The sequence below is a fragment of the Paenibacillus sp. CMAA1364 genome (genome assembly GCF_054373195.1).
The window spans coordinates 41,385-59,533 of the sequence record NZ_JBITNB010000007.1 but is presented as its reverse complement, the minus strand read 5'-3'; the positions used below and the strand labels follow the sequence as shown (position 1 = coordinate 59,533).

General features: G+C 40.8%; 18 protein-coding genes and 1 other annotated feature. Of the genes, 3 read left to right on the top strand and 15 right to left on the bottom strand.

Going from position 1 to position 18,149, the window contains the following annotated elements:
- Positions 1-70: 70 nt before the first annotated feature.
- From ACH8E3_RS07100 to ACH8E3_RS07045, 12 genes are all read right to left on the bottom strand, one after another.
- Positions 71-952 (bottom strand): ROK family protein, encoded by an 882-nt coding sequence (locus ACH8E3_RS07100; protein WP_458631919.1) that lies wholly within the window; start codon positions 950-952, stop codon positions 71-73.
- Positions 953-972: 20 nt separating this feature from the next.
- Positions 973-2,088, bottom strand: a complete 1,116-nt coding sequence (locus ACH8E3_RS07095; RefSeq protein WP_458631918.1) for a phosphodiester glycosidase family protein — start codon at positions 2,086-2,088, stop codon at positions 973-975.
- Positions 2,089-2,949 (bottom strand): 5'-3' exonuclease, encoded by an 861-nt coding sequence (locus ACH8E3_RS07090; protein ID WP_458632000.1) that lies wholly within the window; start codon positions 2,947-2,949, stop codon positions 2,089-2,091.
- A 117-nt stretch (positions 2,950-3,066) separates the two neighbouring features.
- Entirely contained in the window at positions 3,067-3,429 is a 363-nt protein-coding gene (locus tag ACH8E3_RS07085) for an arsenate reductase family protein (protein ID WP_458631917.1), read from the bottom strand.
- Positions 3,430-3,443: 14 nt separating this feature from the next.
- Positions 3,444-4,442, bottom strand: coding sequence for an RluA family pseudouridine synthase (locus ACH8E3_RS07080; RefSeq protein ID WP_458631916.1), 999 nt, complete (start codon positions 4,440-4,442; stop codon positions 3,444-3,446).
- Positions 4,443-4,444: 2 nt separating this feature from the next.
- Complete coding sequence (locus tag ACH8E3_RS07075; RefSeq protein ID WP_458631915.1) at positions 4,445-5,011, bottom strand: cob(I)yrinic acid a,c-diamide adenosyltransferase; 567 nt, start codon at positions 5,009-5,011, stop codon at positions 4,445-4,447.
- A 104-nt stretch (positions 5,012-5,115) separates the two neighbouring features.
- The gene (locus tag ACH8E3_RS07070; RefSeq protein ID WP_458631914.1) at positions 5,116-5,655 is read right to left on the bottom strand and encodes a hypothetical protein; all 540 of its coding nucleotides are present in this window, start codon (positions 5,653-5,655) and stop codon (positions 5,116-5,118) included.
- 114 nt (positions 5,656-5,769) lie between these two features.
- Positions 5,770-5,949, bottom strand: a complete 180-nt coding sequence (locus tag ACH8E3_RS07065; RefSeq protein ID WP_458631999.1) for an aspartyl-phosphate phosphatase Spo0E family protein — start codon at positions 5,947-5,949, stop codon at positions 5,770-5,772.
- A gap of 214 nt (positions 5,950-6,163) precedes the next feature.
- Positions 6,164-7,375, bottom strand: coding sequence for an aminotransferase class I/II-fold pyridoxal phosphate-dependent enzyme (locus tag ACH8E3_RS07060; RefSeq protein ID WP_458631913.1), 1,212 nt, complete (start codon positions 7,373-7,375; stop codon positions 6,164-6,166).
- A gap of 13 nt (positions 7,376-7,388) precedes the next feature.
- The gene (locus ACH8E3_RS07055; protein WP_458631912.1) at positions 7,389-7,889 is read right to left on the bottom strand and encodes an Lrp/AsnC family transcriptional regulator; all 501 of its coding nucleotides are present in this window, start codon (positions 7,887-7,889) and stop codon (positions 7,389-7,391) included.
- 172 nt (positions 7,890-8,061) lie between these two features.
- Positions 8,062-8,607, bottom strand: coding sequence for a hypothetical protein (locus tag ACH8E3_RS07050; RefSeq protein ID WP_458631911.1), 546 nt, complete (start codon positions 8,605-8,607; stop codon positions 8,062-8,064).
- Positions 8,608-8,736: 129 nt separating this feature from the next.
- Positions 8,737-11,100, bottom strand: coding sequence for an endonuclease MutS2 (locus ACH8E3_RS07045; protein WP_458631910.1), 2,364 nt, complete (start codon positions 11,098-11,100; stop codon positions 8,737-8,739).
- Between the two features lie 151 nt (positions 11,101-11,251).
- Here ACH8E3_RS07045 and ACH8E3_RS07040 point away from each other — a divergent pair, with 151 nt between their 5' ends.
- Together ACH8E3_RS07040 and ACH8E3_RS07035 are read left to right on the top strand one after the other, a co-directional pair.
- Entirely contained in the window at positions 11,252-11,608 is a 357-nt protein-coding gene (locus ACH8E3_RS07040; RefSeq protein WP_458631909.1) for a phage holin family protein, read from the top strand.
- A 209-nt stretch (positions 11,609-11,817) separates the two neighbouring features.
- A complete protein-coding gene (locus ACH8E3_RS07035; protein WP_458631908.1) occupies positions 11,818-12,204 on the top strand; it encodes a cupredoxin domain-containing protein in 387 nt (128 codons plus the stop codon).
- A 72-nt stretch (positions 12,205-12,276) separates the two neighbouring features.
- Here ACH8E3_RS07035 and zapA read toward each other — a convergent pair whose 3' ends face one another.
- From zapA to pheS, 3 genes are all read right to left on the bottom strand, one after another.
- Positions 12,277-13,683 (bottom strand): cell division protein ZapA, encoded by a 1,407-nt coding sequence (gene zapA, locus ACH8E3_RS07030; protein WP_458631907.1) that lies wholly within the window; start codon positions 13,681-13,683, stop codon positions 12,277-12,279.
- Positions 13,684-13,815: 132 nt separating this feature from the next.
- Positions 13,816-16,266: a phenylalanine--tRNA ligase subunit beta gene (gene pheT, locus ACH8E3_RS07025; RefSeq protein WP_458631906.1), complete on the bottom strand. Its 2,451-nt coding sequence runs from the start codon at positions 16,264-16,266 to the stop codon at positions 13,816-13,818.
- A gap of 24 nt (positions 16,267-16,290) precedes the next feature.
- A complete protein-coding gene (gene pheS, locus ACH8E3_RS07020) occupies positions 16,291-17,325 on the bottom strand; it encodes a phenylalanine--tRNA ligase subunit alpha (RefSeq protein WP_458631905.1) in 1,035 nt (344 codons plus the stop codon).
- Positions 17,326-17,393: 68 nt separating this feature from the next.
- Positions 17,394-17,652 (bottom strand) — a binding site (T-box leader).
- 145 nt (positions 17,653-17,797) lie between these two features.
- On the opposite strand from pheS, the gene ACH8E3_RS07015 reads away from it, so the two are divergent.
- Positions 17,798-18,094 (top strand): hypothetical protein, encoded by a 297-nt coding sequence (locus tag ACH8E3_RS07015; protein WP_458631904.1) that lies wholly within the window; start codon positions 17,798-17,800, stop codon positions 18,092-18,094.
- Positions 18,095-18,149 lie beyond the last annotated feature (55 nt).

Below are 18,149 nucleotides of genomic sequence, written 5' to 3'. Positions count from 1 at the left end.
TTGACACTATAATACCATATCATTCCATAGCGTCAATAATTTTCTTGCATTCTAATGTTATTTTTTTCAATTAAGCCTCTTCCAATGCTAACCTGGCAAGTGCTAAAGCACCACTTAGTCCAGCATTATCACCTAGTTGCGGAGAAACAATATATTGTTCTATATTACTATGAATAGCTGGATGTTGAACATAGCCGTTCAATAACGTTCGAAGCTCACGATGAATGAGAGGAAAGAGTTGTTCTTGCTTCATAACTCCACCACCCATAATAATCTTTTGTGGAGAAAGAATTAATATATAGTTCATTAAAGCCTGTGCTAAATAATAGGCCTCCATCTTCCACGCTAGATGATCAGCACCCAATTCAACACCCTGTAAACCCCAGCGACGACTGATCGCAGGTCCAGCAGCAAGCCCTTCTAGACAATCGCCATGATAAGGACATGTTCCCTCATATGAATCTTCCGGATGACGACGAACGATGATATGCCCCATCTCCGGATGTGATAGACCATGCAGCATTTGTCCGTTAACAACAGCACCCGCTCCAATACCTGTTCCAACGGTGATATATAAGCAACTATCCAACCCTTGTCCAGCACCCCATAAATGTTCACCAAGCGCTGCTCCATTTACATCCGTATCAAATCCAATAGGCACATTGAATTTCGATTTCATATGTCCAATGATATTGTATTGGCTCCAATGTGGTTTAGGTGTCGTTGTAATATAACCATAGGTTGGACTTCCTTTAATTGGATCGATAGGGCCAAATGAACCTACGCCGATCGCTTCTACTTCTTTCCCCGCAAAGAAGGCATCGACTTGAGCCATCGTCTCTTCAGGTGTGGTTGTCGGAAAACTGATTCTTTCTTCGATTTTCCCTTCTTTCGTCCCTATGCCACATACGAATTTAGTACCACCTGCTTCAATTGCTCCCAACATACTCATGTTGTAATCATCCCTTCTGTTTATCTATTCAGATTATTTCCAAATACTAACGTATTACTTAATAATCGTCCAGCTGGTGTCATTACTTTCCCGTTGCCATAAAGCGCTGAGGAAGCACCACCATCTAAATTCATAGCCTGCTTGGCACCTAGCTTCTGCATCACTTCTGCCCATTGTTTCATGGTAGCACCTGATACTGTAGCTATCATTACAGAGCCATCCGGCATGATAGCTATCCCGCTTCGTCCAGCAGCACTCGTTAGAATCTTTGGATCCTTGAATCCTTCAGCAGCTGGTGATAATGATACTTTCCCATCTTTCACAAGCCGTGGACCTGCTCCTACTGCCGTAACGATATCTTCCCAAGGAAGTGCTTGGTTCTTGTCATCTTTATACGTAAGATTCATTTCAACCTCGGCTCCAACTTCAAAGCGATCCGCTGTTAATTTCTCTCCTCCACTAAATACAAGAACATAACCATTCTTCGGAATAGCGATATTATCATTAACTAACTTCTTCGTAACTACTCCGTTTTCAATGACTACTGCAATGCCGCCCTTATACCCCACATGGCTACCACGATGCTCTGTATAAAGAATACCTACATTCGCATTAGGTGATGGCGTACGGTTGATAAAAGTAACATACCATCCGATAGGTCCCTTATTTGCCCTACTAACCGTACCTGTAAGACTCATTCTAAGACTATCCATTATGGCAGTGCCATCTGCTAAGAAACCAATTGTTGTTCCCTTATTAGCAATATTAGCGACCTTTCCGTCCACAATGAGATGTCCGTACGGATCTGGTGCACCATTATAAGCTTCAAAGAATGCACCATTAATGGCTGCCTCTGCTCGATAGGATTTCACAATCGAGTTAAAGTTATCAGTGAAACCAACATTCCGCTTAGCAAGTCCAACGCTCACTGGTGTTCCTTTGGGGACAACAACCGTCTGAACTGTGTAGTTTTTCCCACCAACGGTTATCTTTTTCACACTACTTTTAATCGTAGTCTTGGATGCTGCATATGAAATACTTATGTCCACTGAAATAAGACTGGATAATAGCATGACCATTACTAACACCGGAATCAGTACGCGCTTTCTCTTTCGTTCAATCCACATGATGTTCATTTAATATATTTCTACTCCGATCAATTTCAATAGACTTTCCATTTCTAGTTCTTCAAATTTAGAAGATATTCGATCGTGATTCAAGTTGAATAAACACTCATCCATGTTAAACACCACAGGTACACCACAATGAATCTCAGCTAATCTTCTAGATAGATGTAACATATCAAGATCATTTGCAATCTTCGTTCGTATACTATCGCTTAGTTGATCTAAATTCTCAAGAATACCTTCAATAGAGCCATATTCTTGAACAAGCTTGATAGCTGTCTTCTCACCTATGCCTCGAACACCTGGATAGTTATCGCTTGCATCACCCATCAAAGCTTTCATATCAATGATTTGACGTGGTCGAAGTTCCTTCTCTTCATACAAGGACTCTGGTGTATATACTTTATAATTGCCCTGTCCTTTTTTCATAATAATCACACTTGTTGTTGGGTCCACCAACTGGAGCATATCATGATCTCCCGTTAATATCATGACATTCATTTCTTGACTAATTTGAGTTGCTAGCGTTCCAATACAATCATCCGCTTCATATCCTATATAGCTGATATTTGGAATACCAAAGCTCTCCACAACCTCTTTGATTAATGCAAATTGGGGAATCAGATCATCTGGTGCTTCTGAACGATTCCCTTTATATGCTGCATATTCTTGCACTCGAAAAGTCGGACCTCCCAGATCCCAGCAACAGATGACATGACTTGGATCATAGGTCTTGATTGCATCCCAAAAATAACGCACAAACCCATGTATCGCATTCGTTGGTATCCCAGATTTCGTACGACGAATATAACCGCTGGTAGCTGAGGCGAAATATGCTCTAAATAAAAGCGCCATCCCATCCACTATCATGGTTGATTGTTGTTCATTGCGTGTCACTCTTATACCGCTCCTTATATATCTTTACTTCCGCACAATAGGCGGTGATATGCATAGTATAACATAGCGATGAAATGATATTAGGGTCTATCAAGCACCCCAAATATCAGCATAATGATCTTCCTTATACCCTACCGTTACATGTTCTGAGTCAGTCACAATAGGTCTCTTAATTAACCGGCCATTGGATGACAATAATTTGAGTTGTTCCTCACGACTCATGTCTGCAAGCTTGTCCTTCAGACCCATTTGCTTATATACTTCTCCACTTACATTAAAGAACTTCTTGAGGTCAAGCCCGCTATTATCCACTAATACTGTGAGCTCAGAGACCGTTGGAGGGTTGTCGAAAATGTCGATGATCTCAAGTTCATGACCATGAGACTTAAGCCATTTCACTGCGTTCCTACAGGTTCCACACTTTGGATATAAATAAATGATAAGGTTACTCATATGCAATCGTCCTCCTAAATTAAATCATTCAGCAATTGATGGCGTAGTGCTTCCATATCTATCGGCATGGGCGCTTTAAAAGTCATCAACTTATGACAAATGGGATGAACAAATGATAATTCATAAGCATGCAAGGCTTGACGACCCACGAACTGATCAAGCTTGCTCACTTCATTTCCATGACTCAGACGATCTCCCATCGAACAATCATCGATCTGTTCCATTTCTAATCGTGTATATATAGGGTGTCGATATAATGAATCTCCAATCAATGGACAACCAATAGAACTCATATGAACACGGATCTGGTGCGTGCGACCCGTCTCCAACTTGATGTTTACCATACTACCATGCTGGTATTTCTCCTTCACCCAATATCGGGTTAATGATGGATACCCTGAAGGTGTAACGATTCTAAGATGGGGATCAGCGGGATCCCTATCAATCGGACCATCTATGTTTCCTTCAGATAGGCTAGGAACACCATGCACGATGGCTACATACTTCTTATCTACTTCACCTGCGATCATTTGTTCCGAGATATGTTGATGAACATAGGGATTCTTTGCAATAACCAATACGCCAGTCGTCTCGCGATCTAACCTATGAACGGGCCGGAAGCGGTAGTTCTTCCCTTGTTCAATCCAATATTGAACGACCCCATTCGCTAGTGTATCTGTGTAATGTCCATGTGTAGGATGAACAATTCTACCCGATTCTTTATTCACAATTAATAAATGATCGTCCTCAAATAGTATGTCAAAAGGAATATCCTGTGGCATGATATCTTCAGAAGTCTCTTGCTCCATCCGAATTTCAACTAGATCTCCAGTTCTTACAGTTACACTGATATACACTCTTTCATGATTCAACATAATCCCTTGATCGGTATACTTCAATCGAGATAATAGCTTGCGAGATACGTTCAGCTTCTTCTGTAAAATTCTCTTCAGCATCCAGCCATCTTCTTCTTGGGAAACGATGTATACGATAGGATTATAATATTGTTCCATCGTTATGACTTAAACACCTTTTGGCTACGAATATATTCAACATCTTTGATCTCTTTACGTGCATTAGCTGTCCTAGCAATCACGAAGAAGTAATCGGATAACCGATTCAAATATTTACGCACATTCGGATTGATATCTTTTTCCTTCCCTAACGTAACCGTTCTACGCTCTGCCCTGCGACATACCGTGCGGCAAACATGAAGAGTGGATGACAAGATGTCGCCCCCAGGTAGAATAAATCTCTCCACCGGTGGATTCTCCTTCTCACATGTATCCAACCATAGCTCTAAGCGGTCTACCAACTCAGCGGTCACCTTATAATTACTCTCATCAAGCTTAACAAAAGCTAAATCTGATCCGCAATCAAATAACTCATGTTGGACCTCTAATAGTTGTTCTCTCAGATCCACGAATAGCTGATCATCACCCATTAGACTGATTGCTTGTCCTACGAAACAGTTCAGTTCATCAATTGTGCCGTATGCCTCAACTTGATTATCATCTTTGATCACACGCCCCCCGATTACAGAGGTCTCTCCCGTATCACCTGTACGCGTATATACTTTCATTTGACATCCCCCTTAAAGTTTTTGGAGCGCTACTTCTTGAATTTCTACGTCAAAAACTACTTCGTAAGCTTATGCTATGTTTTTGGAGCGTTACTTCATCACTGTTATTCAGTCATCACCTTTAGCATTTTAATGGCTGCTTCGAATGAATCTGATGTTACAGGGATCGTGGCATATAATCCTTCTCTAGCGAACTTTATGTCTTTGAACACTTTCATATCTTGAATAGGAATTGCAAATAAATGCGTCTGCGTAATGGTCTCATTCGTTTCTACATCTAGAACGGCAGCTTCAAAATAACCCGTAGGATATTTCTTCGCATCAAATTCATCATCAAGTACGACATGTGCGCCCTGGTTAGCATATGATTTCATAATGGTTTCAGGTAATATCATAATCTCATTTTTACTAGCAGCATATTCTAACAGAACCTTCTGCTCATTGTATATTGGAGATGCGATCACCTCCACCTTCTGATCTTCCCCAACCTTTTCTTGCACAAACTTCTCTAAAGGCTCACGAATATCAGAAGTATCATAAATATCATCTGTTATAAAAATAGTGACCTTCCCGTCATCTTTACCGCAGCCCGCTAGTATCACTAAGGTCATTCCTATAAGTAGCATTCTCGCTATCGCCCTCATTAAGTCCCTCCTATTCCATCAAGATCAATATATCATAGTTATATCATACATCAAAAAAAGGCTCGTTATATGACGAACCATTCTTTAAATTTATTTGTTTATTTATTTATTTGTTTATTTATTGCATGAGGCAATCTTCATATATTCATTAATTTTTAAGTCTAGCAAAATACTGATTTCGATCACATTGTCTGATGTAAACGACTGCTCTCTCGTAAATAACTCTTCCATTTGATTACGAAGCCAGCAAATTTCATCCTCCAACTTAAACTTACCATCTGAATAGTTCATCATCTGGTCAGTCCCTCTATCACGGATTTCTTCTCGAACAAATCCATTCTGAGGTGCACTCATATCATAATTAGCGCAAAACAATTCGTAAACCTCCCTAAATAGTTCATACTACATCCAAAGGCAGATTATAACATATCAAATTAAAAATAAAAGTGATATATATTAAAAAAAATTGTGATCTAGATTGTAATTTGCTGAATTCTCATATTATTACTTAACCTTTTTTCAATTGTGCTACAAAATTACCTATTCGATCTATCGCTTCTGTCAGTTGAGATACGGATGTTGCGTAGGAACAACGAATGAATCCTTCGCCTCCTAGACCAAATACATTCCCCGGCACAGCGGCTACTTTTGCCTCCACAAGTAATCTTTGTGCAAAATCATCTGATGATAATCCCGTATTCTGAATACTTGGAAATGCATAGAACGCTCCTTGCGGCTCGTGACAGATCAAACCTGCTTCACGCAAACCTTGAACAATCAGACGTCTGCGTTGGTTATACGATTCCACCATGCGATCCTTTTCCTCTAAGCCATTCGTTAGCGCTTCGTATGCAGCTACTTGGCCCATCACGGGTGCACACATGACGGTATACTGATGAATCTTTAGCATTGCACCAATGAAGTCCTCATGTCCACACACATAACCCATACGCCAACCCGTCATAGCAAAAGCCTTCGAGAACCCACTTACAAGTAAGGTTCTATCCTTCATCCCCGGAATGGTTGCAAAGCTAACATGTTTATCTTCACTGTAAGTAAGCTCCGCATAAATCTCATCAGATATCACAATAAGATCATGCTTCTCAATCACTTTAGCGATAGGGAGCCAATCTTCGTAGGACATCGTAGCCCCAGTTGGATTACTTGGATAACATAAGATCAACACTTTTGATTTCGGTGTTATCTTGGCCTCTAATGCCTCAGCCGTTAACTTGAACCCATTCTCCGATGTTGTCTCAATGCCAACTGGTACCCCTCCACCAATAGTCGTTATCGGTGAATAAGATACATAACAAGGTTCTGGAATCAATATCTCATCACCTGGTGTTATAAGCGCGCGCAGTGCTAAGTCTATTGCTTCACTTCCCCCAACCGTCACCAGAATCTCATTCGAGGGTTCATAGCTCACTTGAAATTGATCGTTTAAATATTGACCAATAGCCTCTCGTAACTCAGGTGTTCCTGCGTTAGAAGTATATCCTGTGCGACCTCGTTCTAATGAATATACACAGGCTTCTCGAACATGCCATGGCGTGACGAAGTCCGGTTCACCAACACCTAATGTAATAATATCCTTATTCGCAGCAACTAGATCAAAGAATTTACGAATGCCCGAAGGAGCGATATCCCTGACGAGTGGTGCTAAATAAGAATCCATTTCTTTCTTGTGCTTCTGTGCACCCTCTTCATGTGATACCATCACTTTTACTCCTTTACGGCGAGATCATAAGACGAGGTTCTTCTTCTTGCTCCTCGTATATAATCCCAGCTTGTTTATATTTTTTAAGAATAAAATTCGTTTTCGTTGATAATACTGATTCGATCGTCGATAACTTCTCAGACACAAAATTAGCAACTTCTCTTAAACTACGTCCTTCAACCTCAACCAACAGATCATAAGCCCCAGACATCAAGAATACCGATTTCACTTGAGGATATAAGTAAATACGCTCTGCAATTCCTTCGAATCCACGTCCACGTTCAGGTGTAATCTGCACTTCAATTTGCGCGGTTACTCTTTCATCTTCAATCTTACTCCAATTTACAACGGCAGCATATTTCACAATGACATGGTCATTTTCCAATTCTGTTATCGCCTGAACAACCTCTGCTTCATCTACACCAATAAGGGTAGCTAGTAAAGCCGGTGCCCTTCTAGCATCTTCTTTAAGAAGGTCTAACACTTTCATCTTTAGTTCATTTAGTTCCTTCATAATTCACCCTCCAGTGCTTAAATATTTCTAGGCAGTGATCACATTTATTTCATGTAACTACGAAAAATAAGATTACTACATATTCTACAATATTTTAATGTATATGCATAGAAAAAGCCTCTTAACTTAGAAGAACATTGAAAAGAGGCCGATTATTTATTTACCGTTGTTCTTACTTACTTAATTCTTCAACAAATCTCAGGCGGTCTTCTTCGCTCAATGTAGTCTGAACATGGAAACATCCAGTACATACATACATATCTATTGCAAAGGGTGGCTGTAATACCTTACCCTTGGTGATCGGTAATGCAGTAGCTTTCCATCCATTTCCAGTGATTTGTTGCTGTCCTGTTAGCAACATATATTCATGACATTGAGGACACTCAGGCACTTCCGCCTGCTGATCCAATACATTCTGCGTGTTTTTCTCATACTGCGTTAGATCATGACTGCCCTCATATTTATCAATGGTACGAAATGCAGGTGTCACACTCATCATGTCAGGTTCCCATAATGAATTATCTGTCTGTTCTACTGAAGACGTATGGCTCGACTTATCATCTTGCACTTCTATCTCATCCTCTTCATCTTCAAGACCGATATTGAGTGTACGATAAGCATTCAACTCATTCTGGCAATGCGGACATTCTTCTTCCTGTCCAATCTCTTCATCCCATACAATCTCCGTCTGACACCATGGACATACTGTTGTCTCCAATGAATATTCCCCCTAGCTATTCTTTAAATATATAATACCCGCCACAAAAAAGACAACAGCAGCAACAAATAATACGCGCGCCAAATTCTTCATAGGGATGATCCTCCTAAATATTGTACTGTCGTTAGACTAATGCAACTCAGCAATGGTTACGCCATTACCCCCTTCGCCATAGTTACCTAAGCGATAACTTTTAACATTCCTATGTTTACGAAGGTAGTCTTGTATACCTGCTCGCAATATCCCTGTGCCTTTTCCATGAATAATATGCACTTGGCCCAAATTACTTAAGAACGCTTCGTCAATGAATCGATCAATCTCCATAATAGCCTCTTCTAGATTATCTCCTCTAAGGTCCAATTCGGTTCGAACATTATCGTCCCTAGTTCGTTTAATATTCGTTACATTCTTCTTGCTCTGCGGCTTGTCTGAATGAGTGGGAGTCAACAATTCCAAGTCATCCAGATTCACCTTCATTTTCATAATACCCATTTGTATGAATGCTTCTTTATTGCCTGTTAACTCAACCACAGTTCCCTTTTGATTAAGGCTGTAGACTCTCACATCATCTCCAGGCTCAATCATACGTACCTTCACTTGACTCTTGGCAGGAGTCTTCTTCCTTTGTTTGGGTTCTGCTTCTTCCAATTGCTTACGCATGGCGATTAATTTATGCTCTTTGACTGAAGCGCCTTCAGTCATCGCTAGTTCACGTAGCTCCGATATAATTCGTTCAGACTCAAGGCGAGCTTTTTGGATAATTTCCTGCGCGTTCAATTCTGCTTTTTCTAATAACTTATCCCGGGATTGCTCTAACTTCTCTACCTCTCGTTCGTGAGCACTTTTTAGCACTTCCATCTCTACACGAATATTTTCCGCCTCAACTCGTTCATTCTCAGCACGAAGTCGATTATCTTCAAGAGATGAAATCATATGTTCAATACGCATATCCTCTTCTTTCACTTCACCACGAGCGAAATCCAATATATCTTGTGGCAGACCTAAACGCTCTCCGATAGCAAATGCATTACTTCTTCCAGGAATACCGACCAACAAACGATATGTAGGACTTAATGTATTCACATCAAACTCCATACTTGCATTGATAATCCCTTCGCGTTCATAGGCATAGGCTTTTAACTCACTGTAGTGTGTCGTCGCAACCATTCGACATCCTGTTCTATGTATATGTTCTAGAATGGATATCGCTAGCGCAGATCCTTCTGCAGGGTCGGTCCCTGCTCCCACTTCATCCAGCAGAATGAGGCTCTTCACGCTCATTGTCTTCAGTATACGAATAATATTCGTCATATGACTGGAGAAGGTACTCAGACTTTGCTCAATACTCTGTTCGTCCCCGATATCTGCAAATATAGCATCAAATACACAAAGTTCACTTTCTTCTTCCGCTGGTATAAATAATCCCGACATGGCCATAAGGCTAACAAGCCCAATTGTCTTCAATGTTACTGTCTTACCGCCGGTATTCGGCCCTGTAACGATAATGGATGTATGAGAATCGCCTAGCTCAACATCAAGCGGGACGACCTGATCCAACGGGATTAGAGGATGACGTCCTTTTCTAATCTTTAGATACCCACGATCATTCATAATAGGCATAGTCGCCTTCATTATATGAGCTAATCTCGCTTTAGCAAAGATGAAATCGAGTTGTCCTATTAAATCAACATCTATGTTCAACAATTCTGATTGATCCCCAACCAGAGCCGTTAATTTCTGAAGGATGACTTCAATCTCACGTTCTTCTCTCATCCGCAGTTCACGAAGCTTATTATTCATCGTCACAATAACCTCTGGTTCAATAAACAAGGTTGCACCGGAGCCGGATTGGTCATGCACAATTCCACCGAAATGCGCACGGTGCTCCGCTTTTACAGGGATAACGAAACGATCTCCACGAATGGTCACCAATTGATCTTGAAGCATCTTGGAGACAGACGAAGAACGAATCATGGAATCTAGCTTCTCACGTATACGACTTTCACCGGTTCTAAGTTCTCTACGTACCTGTCCAAGTTCTGCACTTGCTGAATCCATCACTTCTGCATTCTCATCAATACATAACTTTATGGCATCTTCAAGCACTTTCTGTTCTGAGATATTTTCACTAATACCATGTAGAAGGGCAACTTCTTCATCTTCATGAATATTAGCAATAAAACGTTTAATACGTCTTGATCCGTGGATCGTGTTACTCACAGCAAGTAATTCTGAAGGATTTAATGTTCCACCTAAGTGTGCTCGATTCGTAGCAGCGGTCGTATCCGTAATTCCGCTAAAAGGAGGTGTTCCCTTCAAACGATCTATGGTATAGGCTTCATCTGTCGCCTTCAACAGTTTGATAACTATTTCAATATTCGTATCCGGTTTAAGCTGGTCAACTATTTGTTGTCCCATACTAGTGTGTGTGTAGGCAGAACATTTATTTAGAATCTTACGATATTCTAACGTTTGTAGAATTTTGTCATCCAAGATTGTTCACTACTCCTTTCAATCTTCACTTTATTATAGCGAAGCCACATCAAATTCGCTATCTATGAATGTTTCCATACATAAATTCCATCATCATTGTACACAATAACTCTTGCATAACAATGAGATCATGTATAAGGAGGACAATTACATGCATTTTCTAGGTCATGTCGTTAGATTCATTGTAGCGGCGCTGGTACTAATGGTCGTGGGTTGGATTGTTCCACAATTCTCGATTGGAGGATTCTGGAGCGCGCTTGTGCTTGCTTTAGTTATCGCATTGCTAAGTTGGGTTGTCGAAGGGATATTCGGCAAAAGAATCAATCCCTTTGGCAGAGGTATTGTAGGGTTTATTGTCAGTGCTTTGGTTATTTATATTGCACAATTTATTGTCGGTGGCGTCAGTGTTACAATGCTAGGCGCTCTACTTGCAGCCCTTGTGATTGGGATTATCGATCTTTTCATTCCCGTAGCTACACCTTATGATGCAGCTAGAGAATCTCGATAAGCTAAGTAATCCGACATGTGCACCTTCATTTCCTTCGTAAATGCCTTGGTACTATATCCAGGGCATTTATACCGTGTAGTGATGAGAAACTCGTTATGAATTCATAATTTGTTCACTATTCCTTCATATCATCATGTGCAGATATAGGTTATATAAGTTATGATATTACTATATTTGTCACATTATTTAGATTTGAAGGAGGTAAACTTATGAAAAAAGTACTTGTTTACATGATGGGTTGTGTGCTTCTCCTTGCGATAACTGCATGTGGAAGTAACGCTTCCTCAACAAATTCAGCAAGCAATGGTGTTACAGAAACTGGGGTTGCTCCTCAAGAAGAAGTCGTCATTAAAGCAACTAACTATAGCTTTGATCAACAGGAGTATCGCGTTAGCAAAGGCGTCCCTGTGAAATTTGTATTTAAGAATGAAGCTGGTAATCATGGCGTTATGATTCCTGGATTAAATGTTCAACTAACGACTAAAAAACCTTCCGCAGTCATTACCCCTAATGAGCCAGGGGAGTATGAAATTATCTGTTCTGTGTTTTGTGGTACTGGACATACAGCTATGGTATCCAAGTTAATCGTTGAATAACACAATGAAATCCCTCTGTGTTCCAGGAAATGAATCTTTCCTGGAACACAGGGGGATTACTTGTATCCATTCTTAATCTTGTTCGATCAGCTCGATCCATTCATTATACTCCGTCTTCAACTTCTTATATTCTTCATTTAATTGATGATATTCTTCCTTCAGTTGCTTCTCCTGCTCACCTTGCATGTCATGTTCCACCTGCAGCAAACGATATTGATGCGCCATGAGTTCAAAGGCTTCCCCGATATCATGCAATTCAAGATCAGTTACTTCCTTCTCACCTTGAAGATCCTGACACTTCTGTTGCGTTGCAGCAACCTCCTGTTGCCAAGTATGCATCTGTTCCTTTTCTTCCAACAACACTCGTTTCTCTTCGCTCGCATCCTCCAACTGTTTCAACGTCTGATTGTAAGATGTTTGTATGTTCTCACTTCGTTCCTGAAGATCTAACACTTCATCTTCTAACGCGCGTCGCTGATTCAGTTCCAGCTCCAATTGTTCTTTCATTACACTCACTTCATCATGGAGAAGCTTCATACCCGATTCTAGAATATCATTCTGTTCATTTGCATGTAGAATTTGTTCTTCCAGATCAGCAACTTCCTTATTCTTCGTATCGGCCAGCATCTTCCACGACTTCACTTCAGCTAACAATTTATTTACATCATCTTCTGCTTTACGGGAAGATGCAATCTGCGATTTAAGTGAATCTTCTAGTGTTCGGCATTCTTTCACAGATTGTTGTAAGGTTTCTTTTAACGTTGCTGATTCATTCTCGATTACAGTCATGTTAGCCTTTAACGTATTCTGTTGATGAATGGCTTTCTCTTGCGCTTGTACCGATTGCTTATGCAACCCATCTAATACGGTGTGGGCATCCCGTGATTCTTTCACTTCTTGTTGCGTTTGTTGTAATTTCGTCTGTAGTTGAGCATTTCTATTACGCATATCTGACATTTCTTTATCCATTTCTTGAATGGATTGCTTATGCTTACGTTCAAGATTCGTTTGATTTGCTGTCAATTGTTGATTCTTATCCTTTTCTTGTTGAAGCAATGATTGATTATGTTCCAATTCCTTCTGTAATGAAGCCTTTACGCGCGAAAGTTCTGCCTGTAGCTCTTCCTTCTCTTTCGAAAGGATAGCAGACTCCTCTTGTTGTTTCTTCATATTCTCATGCTGTTCAGAGCGACTTGTCTGTAGTTGATTAATCTCCGTTCTAAGTTCACTTCGCTCACCAGTAAGCATCTTTAGTTCATTACGGGCTTCATGTATTTGAATCGCTTCTTCTGCCATATGAACAGCAGCAAGAACAGCAATATTACGTGTATCTAAGCGGGCGTGATTCTTAGAAATACTATTCATTCTTTCATCTACGTACTGGGCCACTTTTTTCATATAATCGGAACTGCTTCCAACAATTTTATAAGAACTCCCGTATATTTCAACGGAAACGCGAGTACGTTCGGATTTGTTCACTGTTGTTCCCTCCTTCTTATGTGAGTCACTCTGAGATGCCTGATAACATTGTTTCTAACAAATTCCCTTGTTGAAAAAAGCCACACCGAACCTTTAAGTCTATGGATTCGATGTGACTATGATCTATTCCTGCTATTTTCTTAGTTCAGCGTTAAAAGTTTGTTCTAATGCCGTTACCACTGTTCCATGTAATGTAGTTATTTCTTCATCTGTCATTGTACGCTCTTGATGACGGTATACGAGCGAAATCGCAACGCTCTTCTTATTATCGCCTAATTTACTTCCAGTGTACACATCAAATACTTGTACACTCTGTAACAGTTCGCCTGCTACCTTGCGAATCGTTGATAGTAAAGAACCTGCTTCTGTACTTTGATCTACAACAATAGCGATATCACGTTCAACAGCAGGGTAACGCGGTAAATCACGATATTTAACATCATAATCTGTATGATCAAACAGTGGTTGTAATAGAATTTCAGCGACGTATACATCTTCTAGATCACATTCAAGTTGGATTTCTGGATGAACCTGCCCAAGTGTACCTAGCAACAATTGACCACGCCCACCTTGGTCTAGATAGATTGAAGCAGAACGTCCTGGATGATAACCTTGTGGTTGATTCGCAACATAGGTAATTGCATTCTGCAAAGCAAGGTGTGTAAATACTGTCTCTAATGCACCCTTCAGATCGAAGAAGTCAACTTGAACAGGGTTCACGTTCCATTGTTTTTGTCCTATATTTCCACTTAGTAGTAAGGATAGCACAGGGACCTCTTGCGGTTGCTTGGTCAATTGCTCTTCGTTAGAGAGGAAAATATGACCCATCTCAAAGAATGCTAAATCCGATATTTTGCGATTCACGTTATAGGATGCAGCATCTAACATCTGCGGGATAATACTCGTACGTAGAACGCTACGTTCCTCGCTCATTGGCATGGCCAACTTTACAGCTTTTGTCCCTGATGATAATGTTGGAAACACCGTTGTCTGAGCGGGATGGGTGAACGAATAACTAATAAGCTCTTGCCATCCTCCATGTGTTAGCAATCTACGTAAGTCACGACGAAGAGTTTGTGGCTTCGTGTATGCCCCCGGCGTTATCGGTCCTTCAATCGCAGTTGTTGGAATATTATCATAGCCATACAGTCTAGCAACCTCTTCCATAAGATCAACATCTCTTGTAATGTCTCCACGTCGAGATGGAACCTTCACTTCTAGTACGTCCGATGACTTTTCCGTATAACCAAAATTCAAACGATCAAAGATCTCTTTCACTTGGATCATAGATAGATCCGTACCTAGAACTCGATTCAACTTATCAAGGCTGAGCGCTATCGTTAATCTTTCAACAGATGAGCTAAGTGACTCTACAACACCAAGATGAATGGTACCCCCAGCAAGTTCGGCGATCAGTGCTGCAGCGCGATTCAATGCTGGTATCACGGAATTGCGGTCAACTTCCTTCTCAAATCGTAGACTTGCTTCTGAACGCAGACCCAGTTGACGAGAAGTCTTACGCACAACGCCGCCATCAAAGTGAGCAGACTCCAACAATATATTTACCGTTTGCTCAGTCACTTCAGTGTTAGCTCCACCCATGACACCGGCTAGGGCAACTGGCTTAACGCCATCTGTAACGAGTAGCATATGAGGTTCTAACTTACGCTCTTGTCCGTCCAAAGTAATCAATGTCTCCCCAGCTTGGGCAAGTCGAACATCAATAGCTCCATTATTCAATTTATCTGCATCAAATGCATGTAACGGTTGACCATATTCAAGCATGACATAGTTCGTGATATCAACAATGTTGTTGATTGGGCGTATGCCTGCTGCCATTAAACGATTCTGCATCCATTGTGGAGATGCCGTAAGCGTAACACCCGTAATATAACGAGCTGCATAATGACTACAATATTCTAGCGAACTAATGCTTACAGATATATGAGTTGAAGCCGCATCGCCATTTTCAGAAATATTGTCTAAAGGATCAGCAATATGAACAGCACTACCTAGAATTGCCCCTACTTCAAATGCCGCGCCATGCATACTTAAGCAGTCCGAACGGTTCGGTGTAAGATCGAATTCTAGAACATAGTCATTGAGTCCGAGAATATCACTAATCGGCGTGCCAATCTCTACGTCTTGAGGCAGAACCATAATACCTTCCTGTTGACTTTTAGGTAACAACTTATCATTTAGACCTAATTCTTTAGCAGAACAGATCATGCCTTGAGAAGGTACGCCCCGTAGTTTGGCCTTTTTGATCTCCATTCCATCCGGCATCTTAGCACCGATCAATGCAACAGGCACCTTCTGTCCTGCATCAACATTCTTTGCTCCACAGACGATCTGTAATTGCTCATCCTGACCTGCATCTACAATACAGACATTCAACTTGTCAGCGTCGGGGTGCTTCTCCTTACTTACCACGTATCCAACAACAATCTTATTGATACCTTTATTCCGATTCTCAACCTCATCTATTTCAATACCTGCACGTGTAATCTTTTCAGCTAAATCCACTGCTTGAACATTCTCTATCGCAACGTATTCCTTTAACCATTCCATGGATACTTTCATGACGATCCCCTTTCTCCCTTTAAATTAAACTCGAGCGAACTGCTTCAAGAAAGCCATATCACTATTGTAGAAATGGCGAATATCGTCAATACCATATTTCAAAATAGCAATACGCTCTACACCCATACCAAATGCAAAACCGCTATATTTCTCAGGATCATAGCCTCCAGCTATCAACACTTTCGGATGTACCATCCCGCATCCTAGAATTTCTAACCAGCCTGTCTGCTTACACATACGGCATCCACTTCCTCCACATTTCACGCAGGTAACATCGACTTCTGCACTTGGCTCTGTGAATGGGAAGAAGCTTGGACGAAGGCGAATCTCTGTATTGTTACCGAACATCTCTTGGACGAACTGCTGTAATGTTCCCTTGAGATCGCTCATCCGAATGTTCTCGCCGATGACAAGCCCTTCAATCTGATTGAACTGGAAGGAGTGTGTCGCATCATCATCGTCACGACGGTATACTTTACCTGGACAGATTACTTTGATTGGTGATTTACCATCCATGCTTTGCATCGTACGCATTTGCACAGGCGAGGTCTGTGTGCGCATCAATAATTCCTCTGTAATATAAAAGGTATCCTGCATATCTCGAGCGGGATGGTCCTTCGGAAGATTTAATGCCTCAAAGTTATAATAATCCGTTTCCACTTCAGGTCCTTCAGCGATGTTATATCCCATGCCGATAAATACTTCTTCAATGTCTTGTATGACTTTGTTAAGTGGATGCACACCACCTTGCGGCATAACTCGTCCAGCCAAGGTAACATCGATTCGTTCATTTTGAAGACGCTTTTCTGTCTCTTCCTTTTGAAAAGAAATTTGCTTCGCTTCAATCACAGTCTCGATGGCCGTACGAACTTCATTTCCTACTTGTCCTATCAACGGTCTTTCTTCCGCACTTAAAGAACCCATTCCCCGCAAGATTTCAGTCAATGCGCCTTTCTTACCTAAATACTTCACACGCAGATCATTCAGTTGCTCTGGACCAACCACTTCTTGTAATTGTGCCAGCGCCTCCACCTTCAACGCTTCTAATCTTTCTTTCATAGCCTTTCAAGCCCCCCAAAATTCGTATTGTACAATGTATTTCAAACAAAAAAGGCCCCTCCTCCCAAAAAAGGGACGAAAAGACCGTGGTACCACCCTTGTTAGAAAACACGTATCCGACCATAGAGCAACCAAAATCAGCTCCATTCGATACTTTTTCTCACTTTAAACGATGTAACGGATCGTGAACCGGTATCCCCTACTTAAGTTCAAGGAACTGCTCCGGAGGGAACTTCAGCAGCCTATTTCTGTAGAAACGCTCTCAATCAACTGGCGCTTCCTCCCTGTAAAGAGGCACTGCTTACTTTACTCCATCTATGCATTTCATTCTAAACATGCTTGTGGAACAATTATATCATATTTGTGTACACTGGCAAGCAGTCATCCTTATTCGCCTTTTTGTAAACATATATACAAACAAATTCACTACAAATTACGTATAAGATATAATCAATGGAAAGGAGTGGTTATTTTGATTAAACGGGGTTTGGGTTTAATAATAGCTGGAACATTTTTATTATTACTATTAGCTTCTTGCAGTAAAGGTGCTGAATCAACAGGAGACTCTCCTCGGATTTGGATCAATTACAACACTGAAAGATATGAAGGAGTTCAGGTTTACTCATCAAAGCCTGATGGCTTGATTTCAACGAATACCTTTACAGATGAGGATGACTATACGCCTAATATTGAAATATTCATAGACTCTAAAACTTCCATGCTATATATACAGGAGGGAACGGAATGGGCAAGATTTGAAAAGAAATAAAAATATATGTTGTTAAGGAAGGGATATGTATCATTTTATATAATTTGTATATAAA

Excerpts from the sequence above, each read along its gene's own strand:
- ACH8E3_RS07100 (WP_458631919.1), bottom strand. The coding sequence starts at position 952 with ATGAGTATGTTGGGAGCAATTGAAGCAGGTGGTACTAAATTCGTATGT.
- ACH8E3_RS07095 (WP_458631918.1), bottom strand. The coding sequence starts at position 2,088 with ATGAACATCATGTGGATTGAACGAAAGAGAAAGCGCGTACTGATTCCG.
- ACH8E3_RS07090 (WP_458632000.1), bottom strand. The coding sequence starts at position 2,949 with ATGATAGTGGATGGGATGGCGCTTTTATTTAGAGCATATTTCGCCTCA.
- ACH8E3_RS07085 (WP_458631917.1), bottom strand. The coding sequence starts at position 3,429 with ATGAGTAACCTTATCATTTATTTATATCCAAAGTGTGGAACCTGTAGG.
- ACH8E3_RS07080 (WP_458631916.1), bottom strand. The coding sequence starts at position 4,442 with ATGGAACAATATTATAATCCTATCGTATACATCGTTTCCCAAGAAGAA.
- ACH8E3_RS07075 (WP_458631915.1), bottom strand. The coding sequence starts at position 5,011 with ATGAAAGTATATACGCGTACAGGTGATACGGGAGAGACCTCTGTAATC.
- ACH8E3_RS07070 (WP_458631914.1), bottom strand. The coding sequence starts at position 5,655 with ATGAGGGCGATAGCGAGAATGCTACTTATAGGAATGACCTTAGTGATA.
- ACH8E3_RS07065 (WP_458631999.1), bottom strand. The coding sequence starts at position 5,949 with ATGATGAACTATTCAGATGGTAAGTTTAAGTTGGAGGATGAAATTTGC.
- ACH8E3_RS07060 (WP_458631913.1), bottom strand. The coding sequence starts at position 7,375 with ATGGTATCACATGAAGAGGGTGCACAGAAGCACAAGAAAGAAATGGAT.
- ACH8E3_RS07055 (WP_458631912.1), bottom strand. The coding sequence starts at position 7,889 with ATGAAGGAACTAAATGAACTAAAGATGAAAGTGTTAGACCTTCTTAAA.
- ACH8E3_RS07040 (WP_458631909.1), top strand. The coding sequence starts at position 11,252 with ATGCATTTTCTAGGTCATGTCGTTAGATTCATTGTAGCGGCGCTGGTA.
- ACH8E3_RS07035 (WP_458631908.1), top strand. The coding sequence starts at position 11,818 with ATGAAAAAAGTACTTGTTTACATGATGGGTTGTGTGCTTCTCCTTGCG.
- pheT (WP_458631906.1), bottom strand. The coding sequence starts at position 16,266 with ATGAAAGTATCCATGGAATGGTTAAAGGAATACGTTGCGATAGAGAAT.
- pheS (WP_458631905.1), bottom strand. The coding sequence starts at position 17,325 with ATGAAAGAAAGATTAGAAGCGTTGAAGGTGGAGGCGCTGGCACAATTA.